This window comes from Pseudonocardia sp. GCM10023141, assembly GCF_042653605.1.
The window spans coordinates 22,700-43,707 of record NZ_JBHSIR010000008.1 but is presented as its reverse complement, the minus strand read 5'-3'; the positions used below and the strand labels follow the sequence as shown (position 1 = coordinate 43,707).

Annotated in this window: 18 protein-coding genes; 5 read left to right on the top strand and 13 right to left on the bottom strand. The window is 73.4% G+C overall.

Features of this window, described 5'->3' with window-relative positions; translation table 11 throughout:
* Positions 1 to 2 precede the first annotated feature (2 nt).
* The gene (locus tag ACFPFQ_RS03665; RefSeq protein ID WP_379614731.1) at positions 3 to 1,427 is read right to left on the bottom strand and encodes a sensor histidine kinase; all 1,425 of its coding nucleotides are present in this window, start codon (positions 1,425 to 1,427) and stop codon (positions 3 to 5) included.
* A gap of 155 nt (positions 1,428 to 1,582) precedes the next feature.
* Between ACFPFQ_RS03665 and ACFPFQ_RS03660 the strand changes: the two genes are divergently transcribed.
* Positions 1,583 to 2,365 (top strand): GNAT family N-acetyltransferase, encoded by a 783-nt coding sequence (locus ACFPFQ_RS03660; RefSeq protein ID WP_379614729.1) that lies wholly within the window; start codon positions 1,583 to 1,585, stop codon positions 2,363 to 2,365.
* A gap of 14 nt (positions 2,366 to 2,379) precedes the next feature.
* Here ACFPFQ_RS03660 and menD read toward each other — a convergent pair whose 3' ends face one another.
* From menD to ACFPFQ_RS03645, 3 genes are all read right to left on the bottom strand, one after another.
* Positions 2,380 to 4,005 carry a 2-succinyl-5-enolpyruvyl-6-hydroxy-3-cyclohexene-1-carboxylic-acid synthase gene (gene menD, locus ACFPFQ_RS03655; RefSeq protein WP_379614727.1) on the bottom strand — a complete coding sequence of 542 codons (1,626 nt, stop codon included), beginning with the start codon at positions 4,003 to 4,005 and terminating at the stop codon, positions 2,380 to 2,382.
* 105 nt (positions 4,006 to 4,110) lie between these two features.
* Entirely contained in the window at positions 4,111 to 4,830 is a 720-nt protein-coding gene (locus tag ACFPFQ_RS03650) for a PIG-L deacetylase family protein (protein WP_379614725.1), read from the bottom strand.
* Positions 4,831 to 4,943: 113 nt separating this feature from the next.
* The gene (locus ACFPFQ_RS03645) at positions 4,944 to 6,908 is read right to left on the bottom strand and encodes an ABC1 kinase family protein (protein WP_379614723.1); all 1,965 of its coding nucleotides are present in this window, start codon (positions 6,906 to 6,908) and stop codon (positions 4,944 to 4,946) included.
* A gap of 85 nt (positions 6,909 to 6,993) precedes the next feature.
* Here ACFPFQ_RS03645 and ACFPFQ_RS03640 point away from each other — a divergent pair, with 85 nt between their 5' ends.
* From ACFPFQ_RS03640 to ACFPFQ_RS03630, 3 genes are all read left to right on the top strand, one after another.
* Positions 6,994 to 7,680: an ABC transporter ATP-binding protein gene (locus ACFPFQ_RS03640; RefSeq protein ID WP_379614721.1), complete on the top strand. Its 687-nt coding sequence runs from the start codon at positions 6,994 to 6,996 to the stop codon at positions 7,678 to 7,680.
* A 279-nt stretch (positions 7,681 to 7,959) separates the two neighbouring features.
* Positions 7,960 to 8,373: an FtsX-like permease family protein gene (locus ACFPFQ_RS03635; protein WP_379614720.1), complete on the top strand. Its 414-nt coding sequence runs from the start codon at positions 7,960 to 7,962 to the stop codon at positions 8,371 to 8,373.
* Positions 8,374 to 8,812: 439 nt separating this feature from the next.
* Positions 8,813 to 9,034, top strand: a complete 222-nt coding sequence (locus tag ACFPFQ_RS03630) for a hypothetical protein (protein WP_379614719.1) — start codon at positions 8,813 to 8,815, stop codon at positions 9,032 to 9,034.
* Between the two features lie 53 nt (positions 9,035 to 9,087).
* Here ACFPFQ_RS03630 and ACFPFQ_RS03625 read toward each other — a convergent pair whose 3' ends face one another.
* On the bottom strand, positions 9,088 to 9,729 hold the full coding sequence (locus ACFPFQ_RS03625) for a hypothetical protein (RefSeq protein ID WP_379614718.1): 642 nt from the start codon (positions 9,727 to 9,729) through the stop codon (positions 9,088 to 9,090).
* Between the two features lie 168 nt (positions 9,730 to 9,897).
* Here ACFPFQ_RS03625 and ACFPFQ_RS03620 point away from each other — a divergent pair, with 168 nt between their 5' ends.
* Positions 9,898 to 11,547, top strand: a complete 1,650-nt coding sequence (locus tag ACFPFQ_RS03620; RefSeq protein WP_379614717.1) for an ABC-F family ATP-binding cassette domain-containing protein — start codon at positions 9,898 to 9,900, stop codon at positions 11,545 to 11,547.
* A gap of 390 nt (positions 11,548 to 11,937) precedes the next feature.
* On the opposite strand, the gene ACFPFQ_RS03615 is transcribed toward ACFPFQ_RS03620, so the two are convergent.
* From ACFPFQ_RS03615 to ACFPFQ_RS03580, 8 genes are all read right to left on the bottom strand, one after another.
* Positions 11,938 to 12,240 carry an adhesin gene (locus ACFPFQ_RS03615; protein WP_379614715.1) on the bottom strand — a complete coding sequence of 101 codons (303 nt, stop codon included), beginning with the start codon at positions 12,238 to 12,240 and terminating at the stop codon, positions 11,938 to 11,940.
* A 61-nt stretch (positions 12,241 to 12,301) separates the two neighbouring features.
* Positions 12,302 to 13,129, bottom strand: a complete 828-nt coding sequence (locus tag ACFPFQ_RS03610) for an aldo/keto reductase (RefSeq protein WP_379614713.1) — start codon at positions 13,127 to 13,129, stop codon at positions 12,302 to 12,304.
* Positions 13,130 to 13,158: 29 nt separating this feature from the next.
* Positions 13,159 to 13,989 (bottom strand): patatin-like phospholipase family protein, encoded by an 831-nt coding sequence (locus tag ACFPFQ_RS03605; RefSeq protein ID WP_379614712.1) that lies wholly within the window; start codon positions 13,987 to 13,989, stop codon positions 13,159 to 13,161.
* 13 nt (positions 13,990 to 14,002) lie between these two features.
* Entirely contained in the window at positions 14,003 to 14,710 is a 708-nt protein-coding gene (locus ACFPFQ_RS03600; RefSeq protein ID WP_379614710.1) for a DUF998 domain-containing protein, read from the bottom strand.
* Positions 14,711 to 14,806: 96 nt separating this feature from the next.
* Positions 14,807 to 17,605: an FAD-binding and (Fe-S)-binding domain-containing protein gene (locus ACFPFQ_RS03595; protein ID WP_379614708.1), complete on the bottom strand. Its 2,799-nt coding sequence runs from the start codon at positions 17,603 to 17,605 to the stop codon at positions 14,807 to 14,809.
* Between the two features lie 83 nt (positions 17,606 to 17,688).
* Positions 17,689 to 18,978: a hydroxyacid-oxoacid transhydrogenase gene (locus tag ACFPFQ_RS03590; RefSeq protein WP_379614706.1), complete on the bottom strand. Its 1,290-nt coding sequence runs from the start codon at positions 18,976 to 18,978 to the stop codon at positions 17,689 to 17,691.
* Between the two features lie 65 nt (positions 18,979 to 19,043).
* Complete coding sequence (locus tag ACFPFQ_RS03585) at positions 19,044 to 19,772, bottom strand: GntR family transcriptional regulator (protein ID WP_379614704.1); 729 nt, start codon at positions 19,770 to 19,772, stop codon at positions 19,044 to 19,046.
* A 10-nt stretch (positions 19,773 to 19,782) separates the two neighbouring features.
* The gene (locus tag ACFPFQ_RS03580; RefSeq protein ID WP_379614702.1) at positions 19,783 to 20,955 is read right to left on the bottom strand and encodes a TerD family protein; all 1,173 of its coding nucleotides are present in this window, start codon (positions 20,953 to 20,955) and stop codon (positions 19,783 to 19,785) included.
* Positions 20,956 to 21,008: the final 53 nt, after the last annotated feature.

Sequence of the window (21,008 nt, the reverse complement as noted above, 5' to 3'; positions counted from 1 at the left end):
GCTCAGGCCCCGACGGCGACGGTCGAGTCCCGCTTCGCGGGCGGCAGGTCGAGCACCACGCGGCAACCCTTGCCCGAGACCACCGTGATCGTGCCGCCGTGGCGCTCCACGAGCTCCGCGGTGATCGGCAGGCCCATCCCGGGGAGCGTCCCACCCACATCGCGGCGCAGCAGCGCGGCGGTCGGGTACTGCGGCAACCCCGGACCGTCGTCGGCCACCTCGATGCGCACCCGCCGGTCACCGGGCCGCGCGCGCAGCCACACCCGGGCGCCGGGTGCGTGCTGAGCGCAGTTGACCAGGAGGTTCGTGACGGCCTGGGCCAGCAGCCCGGCGTCGAGGGCCACCTGCGGATCCCCGTCCACCTCGACCCACACGTCCGCCCCGCCGGCGCGGTGCACGAGCGCGAGGTCGCGCAGCACCCGGCCGACGTCGGCGGGCCCGGACAGCGGACGCGTGCCGTCGAGGATCCCGCGCAGTCGCTCGAGCTCGGTGCCGGCGGCGAGCAGCAGCCTGCGGGCGTCGACGGACGCGTCGTCGCCGGTCAGGGCCCTCGTGGCGCCGGTGAGTCCGGCGACCAGGTTGCGCAGCTCGTGATCGCGCTCGGCCACGCCTGCCATCGCGGCCTCCGCCGCGACGAGCCTGCCGCGGGCGATGCCGAGCCGGCGCGCCCTGCGCACGACGCCCAGCGCATGGTCGAGACCGGCCAGCAGCAGCATCACGATCGCGGCGAGCTCGATGGCAGCGGCCGGCACCGACAGGTGCGTCCCGGCCCCGGCGTCGACGATGCGCACCGCGTTGGCCACGCCGAGCGTGACGAACGCCAGCCCGGCGCGGCGCAGCAGCGGGCGGGCGGTGACGGACCCGGCGAGCAGCAGCAGCAGGCCCGCCGCGCCCACCCCGGACCAGGCGACGAGGTCGGTGCCTGCCACGAGACCCGCCGGTGGCACCTGCCCCGGAGCGAACAACCCGGACAGGGTGACTGCCGCGGCGCCGAGCACCACCAGCACCAGCACCCCGACGGCCGCCCGCGGGTCGCCTGCCCGGCGAACCGCCAGTACGAGCAGGCCGACGACGGCCAGGATGGTGACGCTGCCGGCCAGGCTGCCGAGCCCGCCCACCGACTCGGCGCCGAAGGCCCGCAACATGAGCGTGACGACGGTGTGGACGCCGACGGCGGCCCCGATCCAGCGCGCCCGGTGGTTGGCGTCGACCGCTCCGGCCAGCCCGAGCAGCACCGCTGCGGCGACACCCGCGGCGAACACGACGATGCTGAGCGCCCGCATCTGCGCCTCGCGGCCCTGCAGGAGGGTGACGACACCCCAGGCCATACCGATCAGGACGACCTGCGCCGCGACGTCCGTCGCAGGACCGCGCAGGACGCCCCAGTACAGGGCCGGACACAGACGCCCGTCGGGACTGCTGGTCACTGCCACCCCTCGAACTGCGGAGGCGACCGGCACAACGCTGATCCGGTCGGGTGCTGGGGAGCTCCACTTCCGTGTCGACCCGGCGGCACGGGGTGTTACCGAGAACCCCCGAAGAGTTGATCTAGTAGTCCGACGGACTACTAATATCACGACCGATGACTGCCGAACCCGATGTCGCGTCGCTGCTCACCGCCTACGACGCCCAGCTCAGGGCGCAGCCCCGCGCCGATGAGACCGAGTGGGACGGGCCGCTGCGCCGCTCGGCAGGCGCCGGCGGCGGCTTCGTCGGCTACCGGGACCTCGGCGGCCTGGACGGGCCCGAGCTGGACGAGCTGATCGCCCGCCAGGTGCTGTTCTTCGCCGAGCGCGGCCTGCGGTTCGAGTGGAAGCACCACAGCCACGACCTGCCCACCGACCTGCCGCTGCGGCTGCTGGCCGCCGGGTTCGTACCGGAGGACCGCGAGACCGTGCTGATCGGCGGGGCCGCCGGGCTCGCCGACGCCGACCCGCCACTCGCCCCGCAGGTCTCGCTGCGCCGGACGAGCGATCCCGCGGACTTCGCCCGGATCGAGGCACTCAACACGGCGGTGTGGGGTGGGGACATGAGCTGGCTCGCCGGCATGCTCGCGGCGGAGTCGGCGGCGGAGGGTTTCGAGGTCTGGGTCGCCGAGGTCGACGGCGAGCTCGCCAGCGCCGCGTGGCTGCGGCCCCGCCCGGGCACCGACTTCGCCGGGCTGTGGGGTGGCAGCACGCTCGAGGCGTTCCGCGGTCGCGGCATCTACCGGGCGCTGGTGGCGGTGCGAGCGGCCGCGGCCGTGCGGGACGGCTACCGGTACCTGCAGGTGGACGCGTCGGAGGACAGCCGTCCGATCCTGCAGCGGCGCGGGTTCGTGGCCATCACCCACACCACGCCCTACATCTGGACGCCGCCGGCGTAACGACGCCCGCCCGCTCAGATCTCCGAGACCGCCGCAGCCACGGCCGCCCGCAGCGCGGCGTGCCCGGCCCGCAGCGTGGCGCGATCGGCCTGCACCTCCACGATCCGCACCCCCGGAGCCGGGTGCAGCGCCGCGGCGAGCCCGTCGACATCGGTGCGCGTGTGCGCCACACCGGTGGCCGCCGCGAGTGCCGCGAGGTCGACGCCGTGCGGGGTGCCGAACACCCGCTCGAACGCGGTGGCGTGCACCGGGTCGCCGGGTTCGAGCAGGCCGAAGATGCCGCCGCCGTTGTCGTTGAGCACCACGATCGTCAGGTCCGGGCGCGGTTCTGCCGGCCCGGCGACCAGGCCCGTCATGTCGTGCAGCAGTGTCAGGTCGCCGAGCAGCGCGTAGGCGGGCCCGTTGTGGGCGAGCGCCGCGCCCGTCGCCGTGGAGACCGTGCCGTCGATGCCGGCGACACCGCGGTTGGCCAGCACGGTCAGACCGGCGCGCGGCGCGGCCGCCAGCGACACGTCACGCACCGGGTTGGACGAGCCGAGCACGAGCTGGGCACCGTCGGGCAGCTCCGCCACCAGCGCCCTGGCGAGCCGCAGCCCGACCGGCCCCGCGTTGTCGAGCTCGTGGTCGAGCGCCTTCACCGCCGCGGCATCGGCGTCCTGCCAGCGTCGCAGCCACGCGGGGTCCGGGTTCAGCGGCGGCAGCGTGCCGACGCCGCGCACCGTGCCTGCCACGTCGGTCCATGCCCGGCCGTACGTGTCGTGCAGGGCGTACACCGCGACGTCCGGATCGGCGAGCAGGCGCTGGACGGAGCGGTGCAGGGTCGGCCGGCCGGCGAGCACCACCTGCGCCGGCTTCGGCGCGGCGACGTCGAGCAGCCACGGACCGGCCCGCAACGCGCTCGGCCAGGCGGCGGAGGCGGGTTCGGCGATCACCGGGATCGGCACGTCGCGCAGCTCTGGCGCGCCGGGGCCGGCGATGACCAGCGTGTCGGCACTCCGATCGAGCGGCAACGGTCCGGACGTGCGCTGCACCGCCTCGACGTCCGTCCACGGCCGCCCGTCGGCGCGTCCGGCGGGCGGTGTCCCGGTGCCGTCCGGCACGAGCGGCTCGACGAAGGGCAGGTTGAGATGCACGGGCCCGGGCTGCCCGCCGAGCACGCCCGTGGCCGCCGCCACGGCCCGGTCGACCGTCGAGCGCCAGCGCCCGTTGGCTGCGGCGCCGCCCCCGACGGCGCCGTTGAGGGCCAATCGGACGGTGCACCCGAAGATGCCCTGCTGCTGGATCGTCTGGTTGGCGCCGGTGCCGACGAGCTCCGGCGGCCGGTCGGCCGTCAACGCGAGCAGCGGCACGCCGGCGTGCGACGCCTCGAGCACCGCCGGATGCAGGTTGGCCACCGCCGTACCGGACGTGGTGCAGACCGGCACCGGACGGCCGGAGCGCAGCGCGAGCCCGAGCGCGAGGAAGGCCGCGGTGCGCTCGTCGATCCGCACGTGCAGGCGCAGCAACCCGGCCGCGTCGGCCGCCTGCAGGGCGAACGAGAGCGGCGCGTTGCGCGATCCGGGGCACAGCACGGCCTCGGTGACGCCGAGACGCACGAGTTCGTCGACGACCACCTGAGCCTGCATCGTCGACGCGTTCACCTTGGAAGGGTAGAAGGCGTGGGGTCGTGCTCGTCGCGTGAGGACCACCTTCGCGCCGGCCTCACCTCTCTGACCTGCACATCTTCTGTAGCCGCGCGACGGGGCTCACATCGCGAGCAGCTCGAACGAGGTGGCGAGGGTGGCGCCGGGATACCGCGTCGCGACCGTCTCCGCCATGCCGCGCAGGAACTGCGCGGGATCGGCCATCGGGTTGTCACCCAGCGCGGTGAGGTAGGCGCGGTGGGCGGCGAGCGAGGCGACGCCCCGCTCGAACACGGCTCCGATGTCCACCCCGTGGGTGCTGCGCGGCGACGAGTCCACGGCGACCCACCGCACGCCCGACCACGCCGGCCCGGACTCGGGGAACAGCCACCGGTTGGCCGCGTCGCGCACGGCGTCGATCGCGGCGCGCCCGGTGGCGGTGTGGTCGGCCGTGTTGAGTCCGCCGCCCGACCAGGTGTCGTGGTGGTTGCCGACGATCACCAGCTCCGGCCGGTGCCGCCGGATCGCGGCGGCGATGTCGCGCCGCAGCGCAACACCGTAGGAGACGAGCCCGTCGGGGTGGCCGAGGAACTCCACGACGTCGACCCCGACCTCCGCGGCGGCCGCCCGCTGCTCGGCCTCCCGCAGCGGGCCGCACTCGGCGGGCGGCAGCGTGTCGATCCCGGCCTCACCGCTGGTGGCGAGCACGTAGCCGACCCACTTGCCCTGCCCCGTCCAGCGGGCGACGGCGGCCGCGGCGCCGTACTCCAGGTCGTCGGGGTGGGCGACGACGGTGAGGGCGCGCTGCCAGTCCTCCGGCATCGGTGTGAGCGGTTCGGTCATGGGGGCGATCCTGCCGTCCGGGTCGCGCCGGACTGCAGCATGGTGGCCATCCAAGCGTCAGATCGCAGGATGGCCACCATGCTGCGATCCCGGGCAGGCTCCGCGCGCACTGCTCAGCGCGGCCGCGCCGCCGTTCGGTCCCGCCGGTAGACCTGCCCGAGCACCCGCAGCCCCAGTATCGCGGAGATCATCAGGAGCAGGTAGCCGATCAGCTGGTTGACCGACATCGCCTCGCTGATCCGCGGCCCGCCGTCCGACACGAGCAGCAGCGCCGCCATGACGCCGGTGGTCGCGGCGATCGCCGTGGCCAGCAGGACCTTGAGGACGTTGCCCGTCCAGGTCGGGGCCGCCGGGGTGGCCACCTGCACCGTGAACGTGCCGTTGTCCAGCGCCGTGACGATCCGGTCGACGCGCCGCGGCAGCCGCCGGATGAGCGGCAGCAGCCCGGCGAGCTCGTCGGTGACCGTCTTGCGCAGCGCCGCCGGCTCGAGCCGGGCCGACACCTGCCGGGCGGCGAAGTCGCGGGCGCCTGCGATCAGGTCGAAGGCCGGGTCGAGCCGGGTCAGCGTGCCCTCGATCGTGCCGAGGGCCCGCAGCACCGCGGCGAGCTCGGGCGGGGTCGTCAACCCGTGCTGCGCGACGAGCCCGAACAGGTCGCCGATCACGGCGGAGTCCAGCGGCAGCCCGGGCCCGACGTTGCGGACGAGGAACCGGCCCATCGCGCGCTGCAGCGCCCGCTCGTCGAGGTCAGCGGGCGCCTCCACCACCTCGAGCAGCGCGTCGACCACGGCGGCCGGGTCGTCGCGGTCCAGCGCGAGCAGCAGCTGCTGCAGGCTCCCCCGCAGCGCGCCGTCGAGCCGCCCCACCGAGCCCAGATCGAGCATCCCGACCCGCAGCGGGTCGCTCGACAGCAGCAGGATGTTGCCGGGATGCGGGTCGGCGTGGAAGACGCCGTCGACGAGGATCTGGCCGAGCAGCGCGTCGAGCAGCTCGCGAGCCAGGGCCGCCCGGTCCGTGCCGGCCGCTGCGGTGTCCACCGGGACTCCGCGGAAGCGCTCCATCACGAGCACCCGACGCGTCGCGAGGCCCGCCGCCAGCTTCGGCATCCGCACGACGGTGTCGGCTCCGCGCCGCTGCGCAGCCGTGGCGATCGCGGTGATGTTGCGGGCCTCGGTGCGGAAGTCGAGCTCCTCCAGCAGCGACGCCGCGAAACCCTCGGCCAGTGCGACGACACCGAGCGAGCGTCCCCACTGCGTGGAGCGCTCCAGCCGGCGCGCGATCCGCCCGACGATGTCGAGGTCGCTCGCCACCACCGCCGCGATGCGCGGCCGTTGCACCTTGATCACGACCTCGCGCCCGTCGTGCAGCCGGGCGGTGTGCACCTGCGCGATCGACGCGGCCGCGAGCGGCTCCGCGTCGATGGAGGCGAACACCTCGCCGGCGTCTCGGCCCAGCTCGGAGCCGATCGTGTCGAGCACCGCCGCCCACGGCACCGGGCTGGCGCCGGCCTGCAGCGCGGAGAGCTCCTCGATGAACTCGACGGGCAGCAGGTCGGCGCGCGTCGACAGGATCTGGCCGAGCTTGACGAAGGACACCCCTGCGTCGTCGAGCGCGGCGGCCATGGACCGTGCGAGGCGCCTGCGCCCGTCGCTGGTCGACAGGTCCGGGCGCTGCCGGGTGAACACGTACACGCCCAGTCCGTGGCGCATCAGGATCCGGGTGATGCGCAGGTAGCGCAGCGATCGCCGGAACCACGCCGGGGTGGCCCGCACGATCCGGATCGGCCCCGGCAACGTTCCGCTCGGGACGATCGCCTCGGCCGTGACCAGCACGATCATGGCCAGCACCACGCTCATCAGCGTTCCGATGAGGACGTAGAAGAACGCCGGGAAGTCGGCGCCCGTCAGCACCGCCGCCGGGGTGATCGCGATGATCAGCGCGCCGGTCAGGGACATCGCGAGCACCGCGGTGAGCAGCCTGCGCACCAGCGAGAAGTCCATGCCCAGCGGCCTGCTGATGAGGATGCTGAACAACCACACCGCCGCTATCGCGGTGAGCGGGGCGATGACGATGTCCACGAAGTGAATCTTGTCCTGCTCCGGGGCCGCGCACCTCCGGGACCACCCCGAGGTGGGGTAACCCCTACCCGGAGTCGGGGGCGGGGTGAGCCGGACCTACGGCACCGGCCCGTCGACGGTGCGCACCGTCGACCGCGTGGACGTCGAGTTCCCGCGCGGCACCTGGACCGCGGTGATGGGACCGTCCGGATCGGGCAAGTCCACGCTGCTGCACTGCGCCGCCGGGCTGGGGCGGGTGGACTCCGGGACGGTGCTCATCGGCGACACCGACATCACCGCAGCGAGCGACGCGGCGCTCACCCAGCTGCGCCGGGACCGGATCGGCTTCGTGTTCCAGAGCTTCAACCTGATCGCCTCGCTCACCGCGGAGCAGAACGTGGCGCTGCCGCTGCGGCTGGCCGGCCGCAGGCCGCAGCGCTCGCAGGTGTGCGACGCGCTCGCCGCCGTCGGGCTGGCCGACCGCGCGCTGCACCGTCCGCGCGAGCTGTCCGGCGGGCAGCAGCAGCGCGTGGCGATCGCCAGGGCGATGGTGACGCGACCGGAGGTCCGCTTCGCCGACGAGCCGACGGGCGCGCTGGACTCGACCTCGGCGCGGGCCGTGCTCGGGCTGCTGCGCACGATGGTGGCCGCCGGGCAGACGATCGTCATGGTCACCCATGACCCGGCCACTGCCGCCCGCGCGGGCGGTGGTGTTCCTGCGCGACGGCCGCATCGTCGACCGGCTCATCGGCGCGGACGCCCGCGCCGTCGCCGACCGCCTCGTCGCGCTTGAGGGCTGAGCGGTGCTGCGGCTGTCCTGGTCCACGTTCACCGAGCGGTGGACCCCGTTCATCGGCGCCGCACTGACGGTGTGCCTCGGGGTCGCGCTCGTGCAGTCGAGCCTGCTGATCCTCGTCTCCGCGGCGACGCTGTCGGCATCTGCCGGACTGACCGCGACCGCTGCTGCGGCGTACGAGGAGCACGGCACGCTCGCCGTCACGGTCTCCGCCCTCACCCTCGGCGTCTCGACGTTCCTCGCGGCCTTCATCGTCGGTTCGACGTTCGCGTTCACGTGGCCCAGCGGCGCCGCGACCTCGCGCTGCTGCGCTTCACCGGCGGCAGCTCGGGGCAGCTGCACCGGCTGCTCGTCGGCGAGGCGGCGCTGCTCGGCGCCATCGGCACGGCCGCCGGCGTCCCGCTCGGGCTGCCGGTGATGGCCTTCCAGACCTGGCTGCTCACCTCCCTCGGCATCGCGCCGGAGGGCGTCGTCTCGCAGTGGCGCGGCCGGATCCTCGGGGTGTCGGTCGGTGTCGGGATCGGTGTCGCGCCGGCCGGTGTGCTGGTGGCCGCCCGCCGCGCCGCACGCGTCCGTCCGCTGGAGGCACTGCGCGACACCGGCGAGTCGGCGAAGGTCATGACGCTGAGCCGCTGGATCGCCGGGGCGGTGTTCGCCGCGGGCGCCGTCGCGCAACAGGACCGCGGGTGATCTCGTGGTCGACGCGAGCGGGCCGGTGGGCCCGCGGATCGCCGCCGTACCCGGCGTCGCGGCAGCCAGTACCGAGACGACGGTGCCGATCACGGTGACCTCGGCAGCAAGCACGAGCAGCGGTCCGGCCAGGCGCTGGTCGTCGACCCGGCCGCCTACGGCCGCGCGCACCCGGGCGCGGCACCGCTGGCGGCGATCGGCGGGCGCGCCGTCGCCGCGGTGTCCGACGAGCACGGTGGATCGACCGGTGACACGGTCGGGCTCAGCGTCGCCGGGGTCGAACTCGGTGCGGTCGAGGTCGTCACCGAGGTCGCCGAGGGCACCGGCGGCCACGTCGACCAACTGCTCCCGGCCGGGCTGATGTCCCCGTCGCTGCTGGTGGGCGCCCCGTCCCGGACGTTCGTGGCTGGCGCTGGCGCCCGGTGCCGACGCCACGGCCGTGACCGCCGCGCTGGCGACGATCGGCACGGTGTCCACCCTCGAGGACTGGATCGCCCGCTCCGCGGTGGCCAACGACGCGACCAGCACGAGCATCTTCCTGGTGATCTCGGGCCTCGGCGGGCCGTACGCGCTGATCGGCGTCATCAACGCCGTGATGATCGGCGCCGCCTCCCGACGCCAGGAGTTCGCCGCGAGTCGTGGGCGGTGGCGTTGGTGGTGAGCGGGCTCACGAGCGTGATCACGACGTGGTCGGGCACCCGCCGCAGCCCGGTGTCACTGCTGGGGACGGCCGAGTGAGGAATCCCCGACCAGCCGCACCACGCGTTCGGCAGCGGGCGCGTGGCGGTAGCCGCGGCGCCGCGATGGGTCGAACGACAGGCTCCACGGCGCGATCGCGCGGGACTTGACCAGCAGCGCGGCGGTGCCGTCCGCCGCGGCGGGGATGCGGTGGAACTCGGTGAACAGCAACGCTCCGGCGTCACCGGTGCAGTAGGTGCCGCGGTGCTTCAGCCCGGCCTGGTCGATCAGGCCGGTGCGGGCGTTGATCGCAACATCGAACCGCTCGTGCTCGTACGAGCCGCTCAGCACGGTGCTGCTGAGGTGGTAGCGGTGGTTGTGCACGGACTCCGCGTAGCCCCGCAGCCAGTCGCGCTGGGGCCGGTAGGTGTGCAGCCAGAACGAGAACGGCTCGTCCGGGACGTCACGCAGGCACCGCGCGACGTGGGTGGCGGCCGCCATGGGCGGCGCGGCACCCGGCGGCAGGTCGGCGAGGTGGCGGCGCACGGCGTGGCAGGGGTCGGTCGCGCTCGCCCAGCATCGGAACGCCGCGTCGAACGCCGACCAGCGGAGCACCGGATCGGCGTCGAGCCCGTTCAGTTGCACGGCGAGGTCCGCGAGCGCGGGATCCGTCGGCACGGTGATCAGCTCCTGAACGTGTCCGACACCCGGCAGCGCATGGAGTGTCCGATCGACTGCAATCGGTCACTGTATCCGCGAGCACCGATCCGGCACATCGGGTGACCAGGTGATGGAGCGACTACCCTCAGTGCCGGGCCGGGGCACGCCCTAGAATCGGCGATCGTTATGAGCGCCACTGTGCAGGCCACCGATCTCGCCGCAGGCCACGGCTCCCGTGTCCTGTTCTCCGGACTCGACCTCGTCATCGCCCCCGGCGACGTCGTCGGGCTCGTCGGCGCCAACGGCGCGGGCAAGTCGACGCTGCTGCGGATGCTCGCGCGCGAGCTCGATCCCGAGGAGGGTGCGCTCGCCGTCAGCCCGCCGTCGGCCACGATCGGGCACCTCCCGCAGGAGCCCGACCGGCGCGAGGGCGAGACGGTCGGCGCGTTCCTCGCCCGGCGCACCGGGGTCACCGCCGCGCAGGAGGCGATGGACGCCGCCGCGGAGGCGCTCGGCGACGGTGCTCCGGGCGCCGACGACACCTACGCCGCCGCGCTGGACCGCTGGCTGGCGCTGGGCGGCGCCGACCTGGACGAGCGCTCCGGCGAGGTGGCCGCGAGCGTCGGGTTGGCCGTCGACATGCAGACGCCGATGACCGCGCTGTCGGGCGGCCAGGCGGCCCGCGCCGGGCTCGCCGCGCTGCTGCTGTCGCGCTACGACGTGCTGCTGCTCGACGAGCCCACCAACGACCTCGACCTCGACGGACTGGAGCGGTTGGAGCGGTTCGTGCAGGGCCTGCGGGGTGGGCGGGGAGCCAGCACTGTGATCGTCAGCCATGACCGGGAGTTCCTGGCCCGCACCGTCACCCGGGTCGTCGAGCTCGACCTCGCCCAGCAGCAGGTGGGTGTCTACGACGGCGGCTACGACAGCTACCTCGCCGAGCGCGACGTGGCGCGGCGCCACGCCCGCGAGGCCTACGAGGAGTACGACGACAAGCTCGGCGGGCTCAAGGACCGCGCCCAGATGCAGCGCAACTGGATGGCGCAGGGCGTGCGCAACGCCCGTCGCAAGAGCCCCGACAACGACAAGATCGGCCGCAACAAGCGCGCGGAGACCAGCGAGAAGCAGGCCGCGAAGGCCCGGCAGACGGCGAAGATGATCGAGCGGCTCGACGTCGTCGAGGAGCCGCGCAAGGAGTGGGAGCTGCGGATGACGATCGCCGCGGCCCCGCGCTCCGGCGCGATCGTCGCGTCGATGTCGGGGGCGGTGGTCCACCGCGGCTCGTTCGTACTCGGGCCGATCGACGCCCAGGTCGACTGGGCCGACCGCATCACGATCACCGGCGCCAACGGCTCCGGCAAGACCACGCTGCTCGGGGCGCTGCTGGGCCGCATCCCCGTCGACGAGGGCTCGGCCGGGCTGGGTTCGGGGGTGCGCGTGGGCGAGATCGACCAGGCCCGCGGGCTGTTCCTCGGGTCGGCGTCGCTGGCCCGCTCGTTCGGGGAGGCCGTACCGGACTGGGCCGAGTCCGACGTCCGTACGTTGCTCGCGAAGTTCGGGCTGACCGGTGACCACGCACCCCGCCCGGCCGCGTCGCTCTCGCCGGGGGAGCGGACCCGGGCCGCACTGGCGCTGCTGCAGGCCCGCGAGGTGAACCTGCTGGTGCTCGACGAGCCCACCAACCACCTCGACCTGCCCGCGATCGAGCAGCTGGAGAGCGCGCTGGACAGCTTCGGCGGAACCGTGCTGCTGGTCACCCACGACCGCCGGATGCTCGACACGGTGCGCACCACCCGGCGCTGGAACGTGGCGGACGGGAAGCTCACGCAGTCCTGATCCCGGCCCCGGACAGATCGCCGTCCCGGATTGCAGGAAAAGTCCGTCATGGCCTGCGGCCGCCATGAAAGGTGAGAACCGGGACGTCGGCTGCGGATGGGGAGTGTGCTCCGCGCTACGGCGCCCTCGCCGGGCCGGCAGATCAACTGGAGGGGGTTGTGCCCTCCCGGGGTACGCGAGCCGCACGCCACGGTCCTGTCGATGACGCTGCGGTGCGGCTCGCGCGGATCATGCTCGCCGAGGAGCACAGGAGGGCCCCGGCGTGGGGCGCTGCGGTGCGGGTGGGGTGATCAACGCCCACTGGTTCGGTGTTGACCATGACCCAGTGGGCGTTGATCTTCGTGCCGGTGGTCGAGGGCTTTCCTGCAAGTCGTTCGGGTGGTGGTCGGATCAGGTCTGCAGCGTCTGCGCCTCGATGGCGAAGCGCAGCTCCTCCTGCCCGTCGGCGCCGGGCACCTTCTGGACGTCGAGGACCTTGTCGTCGAGCACCTGGGCCGCGGCGGGCTCCAGGAACACGGTGACGCCGTCGCCGCTGAGCACGACGTCGTCGGACGCCGGTTGTCCGGCGAGGGAGAGCTCGAGGCCCTGGTTCGGATCGGGGGCGGCAATGCGGAGACCGCCACCATCGGGCAGCTCCGCATCGGAGGTGAGCGACTTGATGGCTTCGGCCGCAACATCGGTGATTGCCAACATGAGCGGTGACGCTAGGTGCTCTGGACCCATCCCGCAGCGTGGGGCGGACGCCGCTGGTCGGTCAGCCGAAGGTGTCCGGATCCGGGCCCAGCCGGACCCCGGCGTCGAGGCCGCCCAACAGTGCCATGTCCGCGGGAGCCAGTTCGAAGTCGAACACCGCGATGTTCTCGGCGATCCGGTCGGGGGTCACCGACTTCGGGAAGACGATGTTGCCGAGCTGGATGTGCCAGCGCAGCACCACCTGGGCGGGGGTGCGACCGACCTTCGCGGCGAGGTCGGTGACGCGCTCGTCGCGCAGCAGGTCGCCACCCTGCGCGAGCGGGCTCCACGCCTCGGTCGCGATGCCGTGCTCCTGGTGGTATCCCCGCAGGTCGGCCTGCGCGAGGCGGGGGTGCAGCTCGATCTGGTTCACCGCGGGGACGGTGCCCGTCTCGGCCGCCAGCCGCTCCAGGTGCGGGATCTGGAAGTTGGACACGCCGATCGCCCGGGCCTTGCCCTCCGCGGCGATCTTCTCGAACGCCTGCCACGTCTCCACGTAGCGGTCCTGCGCCGGCTGTGGCCAGTGGATCAGGAACAGGTCGACGTGGTCGAGGCCGAGCCGCTCCAGGCTCCCGTCGAGCGCGCGCCGGGCCGCGTCGCGGCCGTGCTCGGCGTTGTCGAGCTTCGTGGTGACGAACACCTCGTCACGCGCCAGCCCGGAGTCCGTGATCGCCTGCCCGACCGCGGCCTCGTTGCCGTAGCCCTGCGCGGTGTCGATGTGGCGGTACCCCGCGTCGAAGGCCGCCCGCACCGCCGCCGAGGTGTCCGCGACCGGGATCTGGAAGACGCCGAACCCGAACTGCGGGATCGCGCTGCCGTTGTTCAGCTGGATGCTCGGGACGTCAGTCATACCCTCCGGCTACCCGATACGGCCCGTTCTCACTCCTCCCAGACGGCCTGGACCTGCGCCAACGCCGCTTTGGCCTGCGCGCGACCGGCCCGCGCAGCGGCGGCCCGGCGGGCCGGATCGAGCACGTTGCGGCCGATCGCGGTCACCGCGGCGGCATCGGGTGTGACCACGGCGACACGCCCCCGCAACCGGCGGGCCTGCGCGGCGACGGCGGTGCCGCCACCCATGCCGCGGGCGATCGGGGCCAGCACGACCACGCGGTCGCAGTCCCGTGCGAGATCGACGTTGGCGGGCGAGCGCACCCCGCCGTCGATGTAGCGGTGGGCACCGATCGTGACCGGCGGCCAGACTCCGGGAACGGCGCAGCTCGCGGCGACGGCCGACACCAGCGGCACGTCGGACGTGCGGTCGAACACGGTGAACGCGCCGGTCCGCGCGTCGACGGCGGTGATGCGCAGCGCGCGGTCGGGCCATTCGTGCTTCGGGAGCCGGGCCCCGATCACGGCGATGCGGTCGGACTCCGGCGTGCTGGCAGTGCGCGCCGCCATGCGCCCGATCCGGGCGCGGATCCTCTGCGGGGACGGCGGGCCGATCATGGCCAGCCCGAGCCGCAGCATCGTCGCGGGGCCTATCGAGGCCGCGATCTCGCCGGTGGGCGGGGCCAGCTGCGCCTGGTAGCGCTCCTCGACGTCGACGCCGGTGGCGATCTGTGCGCCCACGACCGAGCCGGCGGACGTGCCGACCACGACGTCGGCGCCGGTGAGATCGACGCCCAGCTCGGCGAGCCCGGCGATGACCCCCAGTTCCCAGGCGATCCCGGTGATGCCGCCGCCGCCCAGCACGAGCGCTCGCTCCGTCATGCCGTCGATCCTGTCAGGCGGCGACGCATGCGGCCTCCAGCGGCACGACCGACGACGCCGGTGCCGTGTGGAGGGCCCACACACCCAGCACGACGACGGCCGCGACGTCGGTGAGCGCCATGCCCCGCTCCACGAGTCCCAGCGGCAGGAGCTGCCACCACGAGACGTCCAGCGACGGAGCGATCGCGACGACCACGAGTATCACCGCGAACCAGGCCAGCGCGAGGATGCCCAGACCACCCGTCCAGGAGGCGAACCGTCGCGAGCCGGGACGCCTGCGGCCACGCCGCGCGATCAGGATCGCCGCCACCGGCAGCGCGAGGAACGCGACGACGCTCGCGTAGCGGTGGATGGAGCCGCTCAGGCTCGGTCCGACCGACCAGTTCGTCTTCTCGAACGCGACGACGGCCAGCAGCCCGAGCACCCACGCACCGGTCAGCACGGTGGCGACCGACGCCGGTCGCAGCACGTCGGCCCTGATCAGCGCGACCAGCACCAGCGCCGAACCCACCGCGAGCCCGACGACCCCGACGTCGAAGAGCCAGCCGTAGGGGCCCAGCGCGTACTGGCTGATCGTCAGCCGGACCGGGTCGACCTGGCCGGCCGCGACGACGTGCAGCGCCCCGATCAGGGCGATGGCGACCGCGGCGCCGGCGACACCGGACGCGGCCAGCGCGCGGGTTCGCGCAGCAGCGACAACGGACTCGGTGGGGGCAGGCACGGTGAACTCCCGGAGCGCGACGATGGTTGATCTCTCAACGGCGAATGCGCTCCGGACGTTCCCGGTGTTCGGTTTGCCCGGTGCGTCGTGAGCCGGTCAGGCTCTCGGTCGCAACTGCAGAGCCAGCGCCGCCAGCTGCGCGAGGTGCGCGGGCTCGCGGGTACCGGCCTGGCGCAGCTGGGTGCGACAGCTGAAGCCGTCGGCGAGCACCGCGACGTCCGGCGCGGCGGCCCGGACGGCCGGCAGCAGCACGCGCTCCGCGCAGGCCATCGACACCTCGTAGTGGCCCTTCTCGAAGCCGAAGTTGCCGGCGAGCCCGCAGCATCCGGAGTCGAGGACCTCGGCGTCGATGCCGAGCGCGGCCATCACGGTGCGGTCGTCGTCGGTGCCCAGCTCCGCGTGCTGGTGGCAGTGCACCTGCACCAGCGCCTGCTGCCGCGGCCCCGTGGCGCGCTCGCGCAGCTCGTCGGCGTGCTCGGCGAGCACCTCGGCGAACGTCCGGACGCCGGTGGCCAGCCGTGCCGCCAGCGGCTCGTCGGGCAGCAGCTCGGTGCCGTCGGCCCGCAGCGCGGCGGTGCAGGAGGGCTCCAGCCCGATCACCGGGATGCCGGCGGCCAGCCACGGCTCGATGGTGCGCAGGCTGCGGCGCAGCACGCGGCGGGCGGCGTCGACCTGGCCGGTGGACGTCCAGGTCAGCCCGCAGCAGACGTCGCGGGGCGGCAGCTCGACGGTGTAGCCGAGCGCCTCCAGCACCCGCACGGCGTCCTCGGCGATCGCGGGGTCGAAGCGGTTGGTGAAGGTGTCGGGCCAGAGCAGGACGCGCCGCTCCCGAGGTTGCAGGAAGGCCACCTTCCCGCCAGATCCTTGCGGCAAGGTGGCCTTCCTGCCACGCGTGAACGCCCGCCGCGCGATCGGCGGGATCGCCCGCTCCGGCGTGATGCCACCGGCGCGCTTGGCAAGGGTCCCGAGCGGGCCCCGGGCCATCCGGTTGACCAACCCGATGACCGGGGCCGGCAGCCGGCCCGTCAGTCGCATCCAGCGCGGCAGCGCCCCCATCGCGTAGTGCGAGGCCGGGCGCACCTTGCCCTTGTAGCGCTGCGCGAGGAACTCCGTCTTGTACGACGCCATGTCGACGCCGACCGGGCAGTCGCGCTTGCAGCCCTTGCACGACAGGCACAGGTCCAGCGCCTCGGCAACCTCCGGCGACTGCCAGCCGTCCTTGATCACCTGGCCGTTGGCCATCTCGAACAGCAGCCGCGCACGGCCCCGTGTCGAGTGCATCTCCTCGCCGGTGGCCCGGAAGCTCGGGCACATGACGCCGCCGGTCTCGGTGACGCACTTGCCCACGCCCAGGCAGCGGCGCGTGGCGCGGTTGAACGAGCCGCGGTCGTGCGCGAACGCGAGCTGGGGCTTGTCGCGCAGCGTCGGCAGCCCGACGAACACGCGCAGGTCCTCGTCCATCTTCGCGGGCCGCACGACGCGGTCGGGGTTCATCCGGTCGTCGGGATCCCAGATGCCCTTGAACTCCTCGAAGGCCTTGATGATCTGCGGCGGGTACATGCGCGGCAGCAGCTCCGCGCGCGCCTGGCCGTCGCCGTGCTCACCCGAGAGCGACCCGCCGTGCGCCACGGCCAGGTCGGCCGCGTCCTCCATGAAGCTGCGGAAGTCGGCGATACCGGGACGGGTGAGCAGGTCGAAGTCGATCCGGACGTGCAGGCAGCCGTCGCCGAAGTGGCCGTAGTAGGCACCCCGCCGGTGGTGTCGGGCCAGCAGCGCGTCGAACTCGCGCAGGTAGGCGCCGAACCGCTCCGGCGGCACCGCGGCGTCCTCCCAGCCGGGCCACGCCTCCCCCCCGTCGGGTGAGCGGGTGACGATGCCGGCGCCGTCCTCGCGGATGCGCCACAGCGCGCGCATCTGCGCCGGATCGCCGACGACGATCGTGGAGGTGGTGTAGGGCTTCATGGCCACGACGACGGCCTGGGCCGCGGCCTCGGCCTCCCCGCGCGTGGCGCCACCGGTCTCGACGTAGAGCCAGCCCGCGCCCGGGGGCAGCGCCCGCGACGCGGTCTCGTCGGGCTGCGCGGCGCGCAGTGCCGCGATCAGCCCGGCGTCCATGCCCTCGATCGTGAGCGGTCCCAGCTCGCGCACCACCGTGACGTGGTCGGCAGCGAGGTACGCGTCGGGGAAGCCGAGCACGGCCAGCGCCCTCGCCGGCGGCGACTCGACGAGCCGCACCGTGGCCTCGAGCAGCGTGGCGCACGTGCCCTCGGTGCCCACCAGCGCCTTGGCCAGGTCGAACCCGTTCTCCGGGAGCAGCTGGTCGAGGTTGTAGCCCGACACCCGCCGCGTCAGGTCGGGGAACGAGCTGCGGACCTCGTCGGCGAGCCGCTCGCCCAGCGCGGCCAGCGCGGTGGGGATCCGGCCCGTGGTCGGACCGCCCCGGCCGAGCGTGAGCCGCTCGCCGCGGTAGGTCAGCACGTCGAGCCCGTGGACGTTGTCGACCGTCTTGCCCCACGCCACCGAGTGCGAGCCGCACGCGTTGTTGCCGATCATCCCGCCGAGCGTGCACCGGTTGTGCGTGGACGGGTCGGGGCCGAACGTCAGCCCGTGCGGGCGCGCGGCATCGCGCAGCTTGTCGAGCACGAGCCCGGGCTGCACCCGCGCGGTGCGGGCCTCCGGGTCGAGCTCGACGATCCCGCTCAGGTGCTTGGTGAAGTCCAGCACCACCGCGGTGTTGACCGCTTGCCCCGCGATCGACGTGCCGGCGCCGCGGGGCAGCACCGGCACGTCGTGCGTGGAGCACACCGACACCGCCGCCTCGACGTCGTCGGTGTCGAGCGGTGCGATGACACCGATCGGCACGCGCCGGTAGTTCGACGCGTCGGCGGAGTACATCGCCTGCGTCGCGGTGTCGAAACGGACCTGCCCACGTACCGCCTTGACGAGGTCGGCGTGGAGGTCGTGATGGGGGCCGTCGGTTACCAGTTCTCGACCGATCTCGTCAGGATGCCGGCGATGTCGTCCTCCGTCGGCGTCTTCGGGCAGGTGGCGAGCAGCCGCTGCTGCTTCATCGTGCCAGGCACCAGATCGGGGACGTCCGCCTCGGTGTACCCGACGCCCCCGATGCCGTTGGGGATGCCGATGTCACGCATCAGCGAGATCAGCACCGACGGCAGCTGCTCGGCGGGGTCGCTGGTCTTCGCGGCGTCCGGATCCATCATCTGAGCGGCGCGCAGGTGCCGCTCCGGTGCGCTCTCGAAGGAGAACCGGAACGCCTCGGGCGCCGTCAGCGACACCGACTGGCCGTGGGGCACCATCGGCTCGTCCTGCGGGTAGCCCGCGGGCCGGTAGTCCTTGACCATGCCGGCGATCGGGTAGGCGTTGGCGTGCGGGATGTGCACCCCGGAGTTGCCGAAGCCCATGCCGGCGAAGGTGGCGGCCATCATCATGTTCGAGCGCGCCTCGAGGTCGTTGGCGCCGTCGTGCACGGCCGTGCGGAACGACTGCGCGAGCAGCCCCATCGCCTTCTCGCACCACAGGTCCGACACCGGGTTGGAGCCGCAGTAGGTGACGCGCTCCTCGGGCTTCTTGCGGTCGAACGTGGTGTAGTACCGCGCGGTGTAGCTCTCGACGGCATGGCAGACGATGTCCATCCCGGACGCCGCGGTGACCTCCGGTGCCAGCGTCATCGTCAGCAGCGGGTCGATCACGGCGAGCGTCGGGCGCAGCCGCCAGTGGCTGATGCCGGTCTTGACCTTCATCGACAGGATGTCCAGCACGCACATCGCGGTGGACTCCGACCCGGTGCCTGCGGTGGTCGGGACCGCGATGAGCGGCTTGAGCTGGCCCGGCGGGACCTTGGCGTTGCCGATCGGCTTGTTGATGTAGTCCATCAGCTCGCCGGGGTGGCTGGTCAGCAGGTTGATGGCCTTGGCGGTGTCGATGGCGGACCCGCCGCCGACAGCGACGAAGCCGTCCCACGGACCCTGCGCCCGTGCGTACTCGGTGGCCTTGTTCATCGAGTCGTCGGTGGGCTCGACGTGCACGCCGTCGAAGATCTGCGACTCGATGTCGTAGCGGCGCAGGTTGTCGGCGATCCGCTGCGGCGCACCGAGTGCGCTGATCCCGGGGTCGGTGACGATGAGCACCCGCTTCACGCCGTAGCCCGACATCTCGAAGCCGATCTCGTCGGAGGCGCCCGCACCGAACTTGAGTGGTGGCGCCCCCCAGGTGAAGATCGTCTCTTCGGTCAGTTCGATGTCGGCCATCGTGGTCCCTTCGCCGATGAGGGGAGCGTTCCTTTCCGCGACCGTGGCATGTGGCATGCCACTCGTCAATCCGGGGTCGGTCCCTCGCCCTGCCCACCGGGCGAGGTCCAGCCCATGTCGAGGTCGACTCCCACCGCCTCGGCCCCGGCCTCCTGGCGGATCAGGAGCTCCGCGGTGTGGAGCAGATGTGCCCGCATGGCGGCTGCCGCGCCCTCGGCGTCGCCCGCCTCGACGAGGATGAGCACGGCCGCGTGCTCGGCCACGATCGCGTCGAGCGAGCGCGACGATCCCGCCGTCGAGACGCCACTGCGCAGCACCATGTCGCGCAGCCCGTCGACGTACTCGGCAAGGCGCCCGTTGCCCGACGCCGCGATCAGCAGCCGGTGGAAGCGCCGGTCGTGCTCCCACAGCCGGTACTCGTCGTCGGCGGCCGCGGCCCGCTCCATGCCCTGGAGCTGTTTGCGCAGCTCCCGGCGTCCTGCGGCGTCGAGCAGGGCGACGGCGCGCCGCGTGGCAGGCACCTCCAGCAGCAGCCGCAGCGTGAAGACCTCCTCGAGGTCGTGCACCGAGGTCTGCAGGACGCGCACGCCCCGGTTGCGCTCGAAGCGCACCATCCCCTGCTGCGCCAGCTTGATCAGCGCCTCCCGGACCGGCGTGCGCGAGACCCCGAGCTGGGTGGCGAGGCTCTGCACCGAGTGCAGCGTGCCGGGCGCCAGCTCACCGGTGATGACGGCAGCGCGCAGGGCGCCGAGCACCTGCACGTTGACCGTCTCGGCCTGCTGGAGGAGTCGCACCCCTGGATTACTACCAGCCCGGCGATGTGAGCGAACGCACTACGGACTCGGCCTTCCCGTACATCGCCCGCACGGTGCGGCCGTCCTCGAACTCCCCGATGGCCGTCATCTCCCAGATGCTGCCGGCGCGGCGCAGCACGCTCATGACCACGCCGGTGCGGGGCGCGGACTCGGTGAGGTCGAACCGCACCAGCTCCGCGTTGGAGTCGAGGTCGATGAGCCGGCAGTACGCGTTGCGCACCGCGGTGAACTTGTGACCCCGGTAGGAGTTGACCACGAACACCACCGCGGCCGCGTGCGGCGGGAGCCGCTCCAGGTCCACCCGGATCAGCTCGTCGTCACCGGATCCAGCTCCGGTCAGGTTGTCGCCGGAGTGCTCGATGGCACCGTTGCAGGCCGACAGGTCGCCGTACCAGACCGCGTCGATCTTGGCGCCGCGATCGTCGATCAGGATCGCCGATGCGTCGAGGTCGATGTTGCCGCCGCGCGCTGCGGCGTCCCAGCCCAGCGCCATCGCCACGCGCCGCAGCGGCGGGGCACCCTGCTTGACGAGCGAGACGGTCTGCCGCTTGGCCAGCGAGACCTTGCCCTTGTCCAGGGTGATCTTGCCGGTGGCCGGCGGTGGTCCGGCCGCGACGGGCCTCGCGACGGGCGGCACCGGTGGCAGCCCCGCGGGCACACCGGGCGGCGGTCCCTGGGGAACCGGCGGTGCGGCAGGCGGAAGGGGCGGGGGTGGCGGGGGTTCCTCCTCCGCGACGGAGATGCCGTAGTCGGCGGCGATGCCGCCCAGCCCGTTGGCGTAGCCCTGCCCGACGGCACGGACCTTCCACTGCGCCCCGCGCCGGTAGATCTCGACGCACAGCAGCGCGGTCTCGGCGCCGAGCCCGTCGGGCTCGAAGACGGCCACCGGCTGCCCGGCGACGGCGACGTCCATCCGCAGGCCGCCGAGCGCTCCGAACGTGGCGGGGCCGCGCCCGTCGAGGCTCGCGGTGACGACGACCTGCTCGATCACCTCCTCGACGGAGCCGGGGTCGACGTCGACGCCGTCGGGCCGGTAGCGCACGCCCGGGGCCTCCGGCTGGTTGTAGAACACGAAGTCGGCGTCGCCGCGCACCTTCCCGCCGGCGGTGACGAGCAGCGCGGAGATGTCGACGGGCGCGGCCGCGGTGACGCGGACCGCCACGGGGCCTGCCGGAAGTGGGGCATTTGCCCCCTTGGGGAGGTTCTGCACAGCAC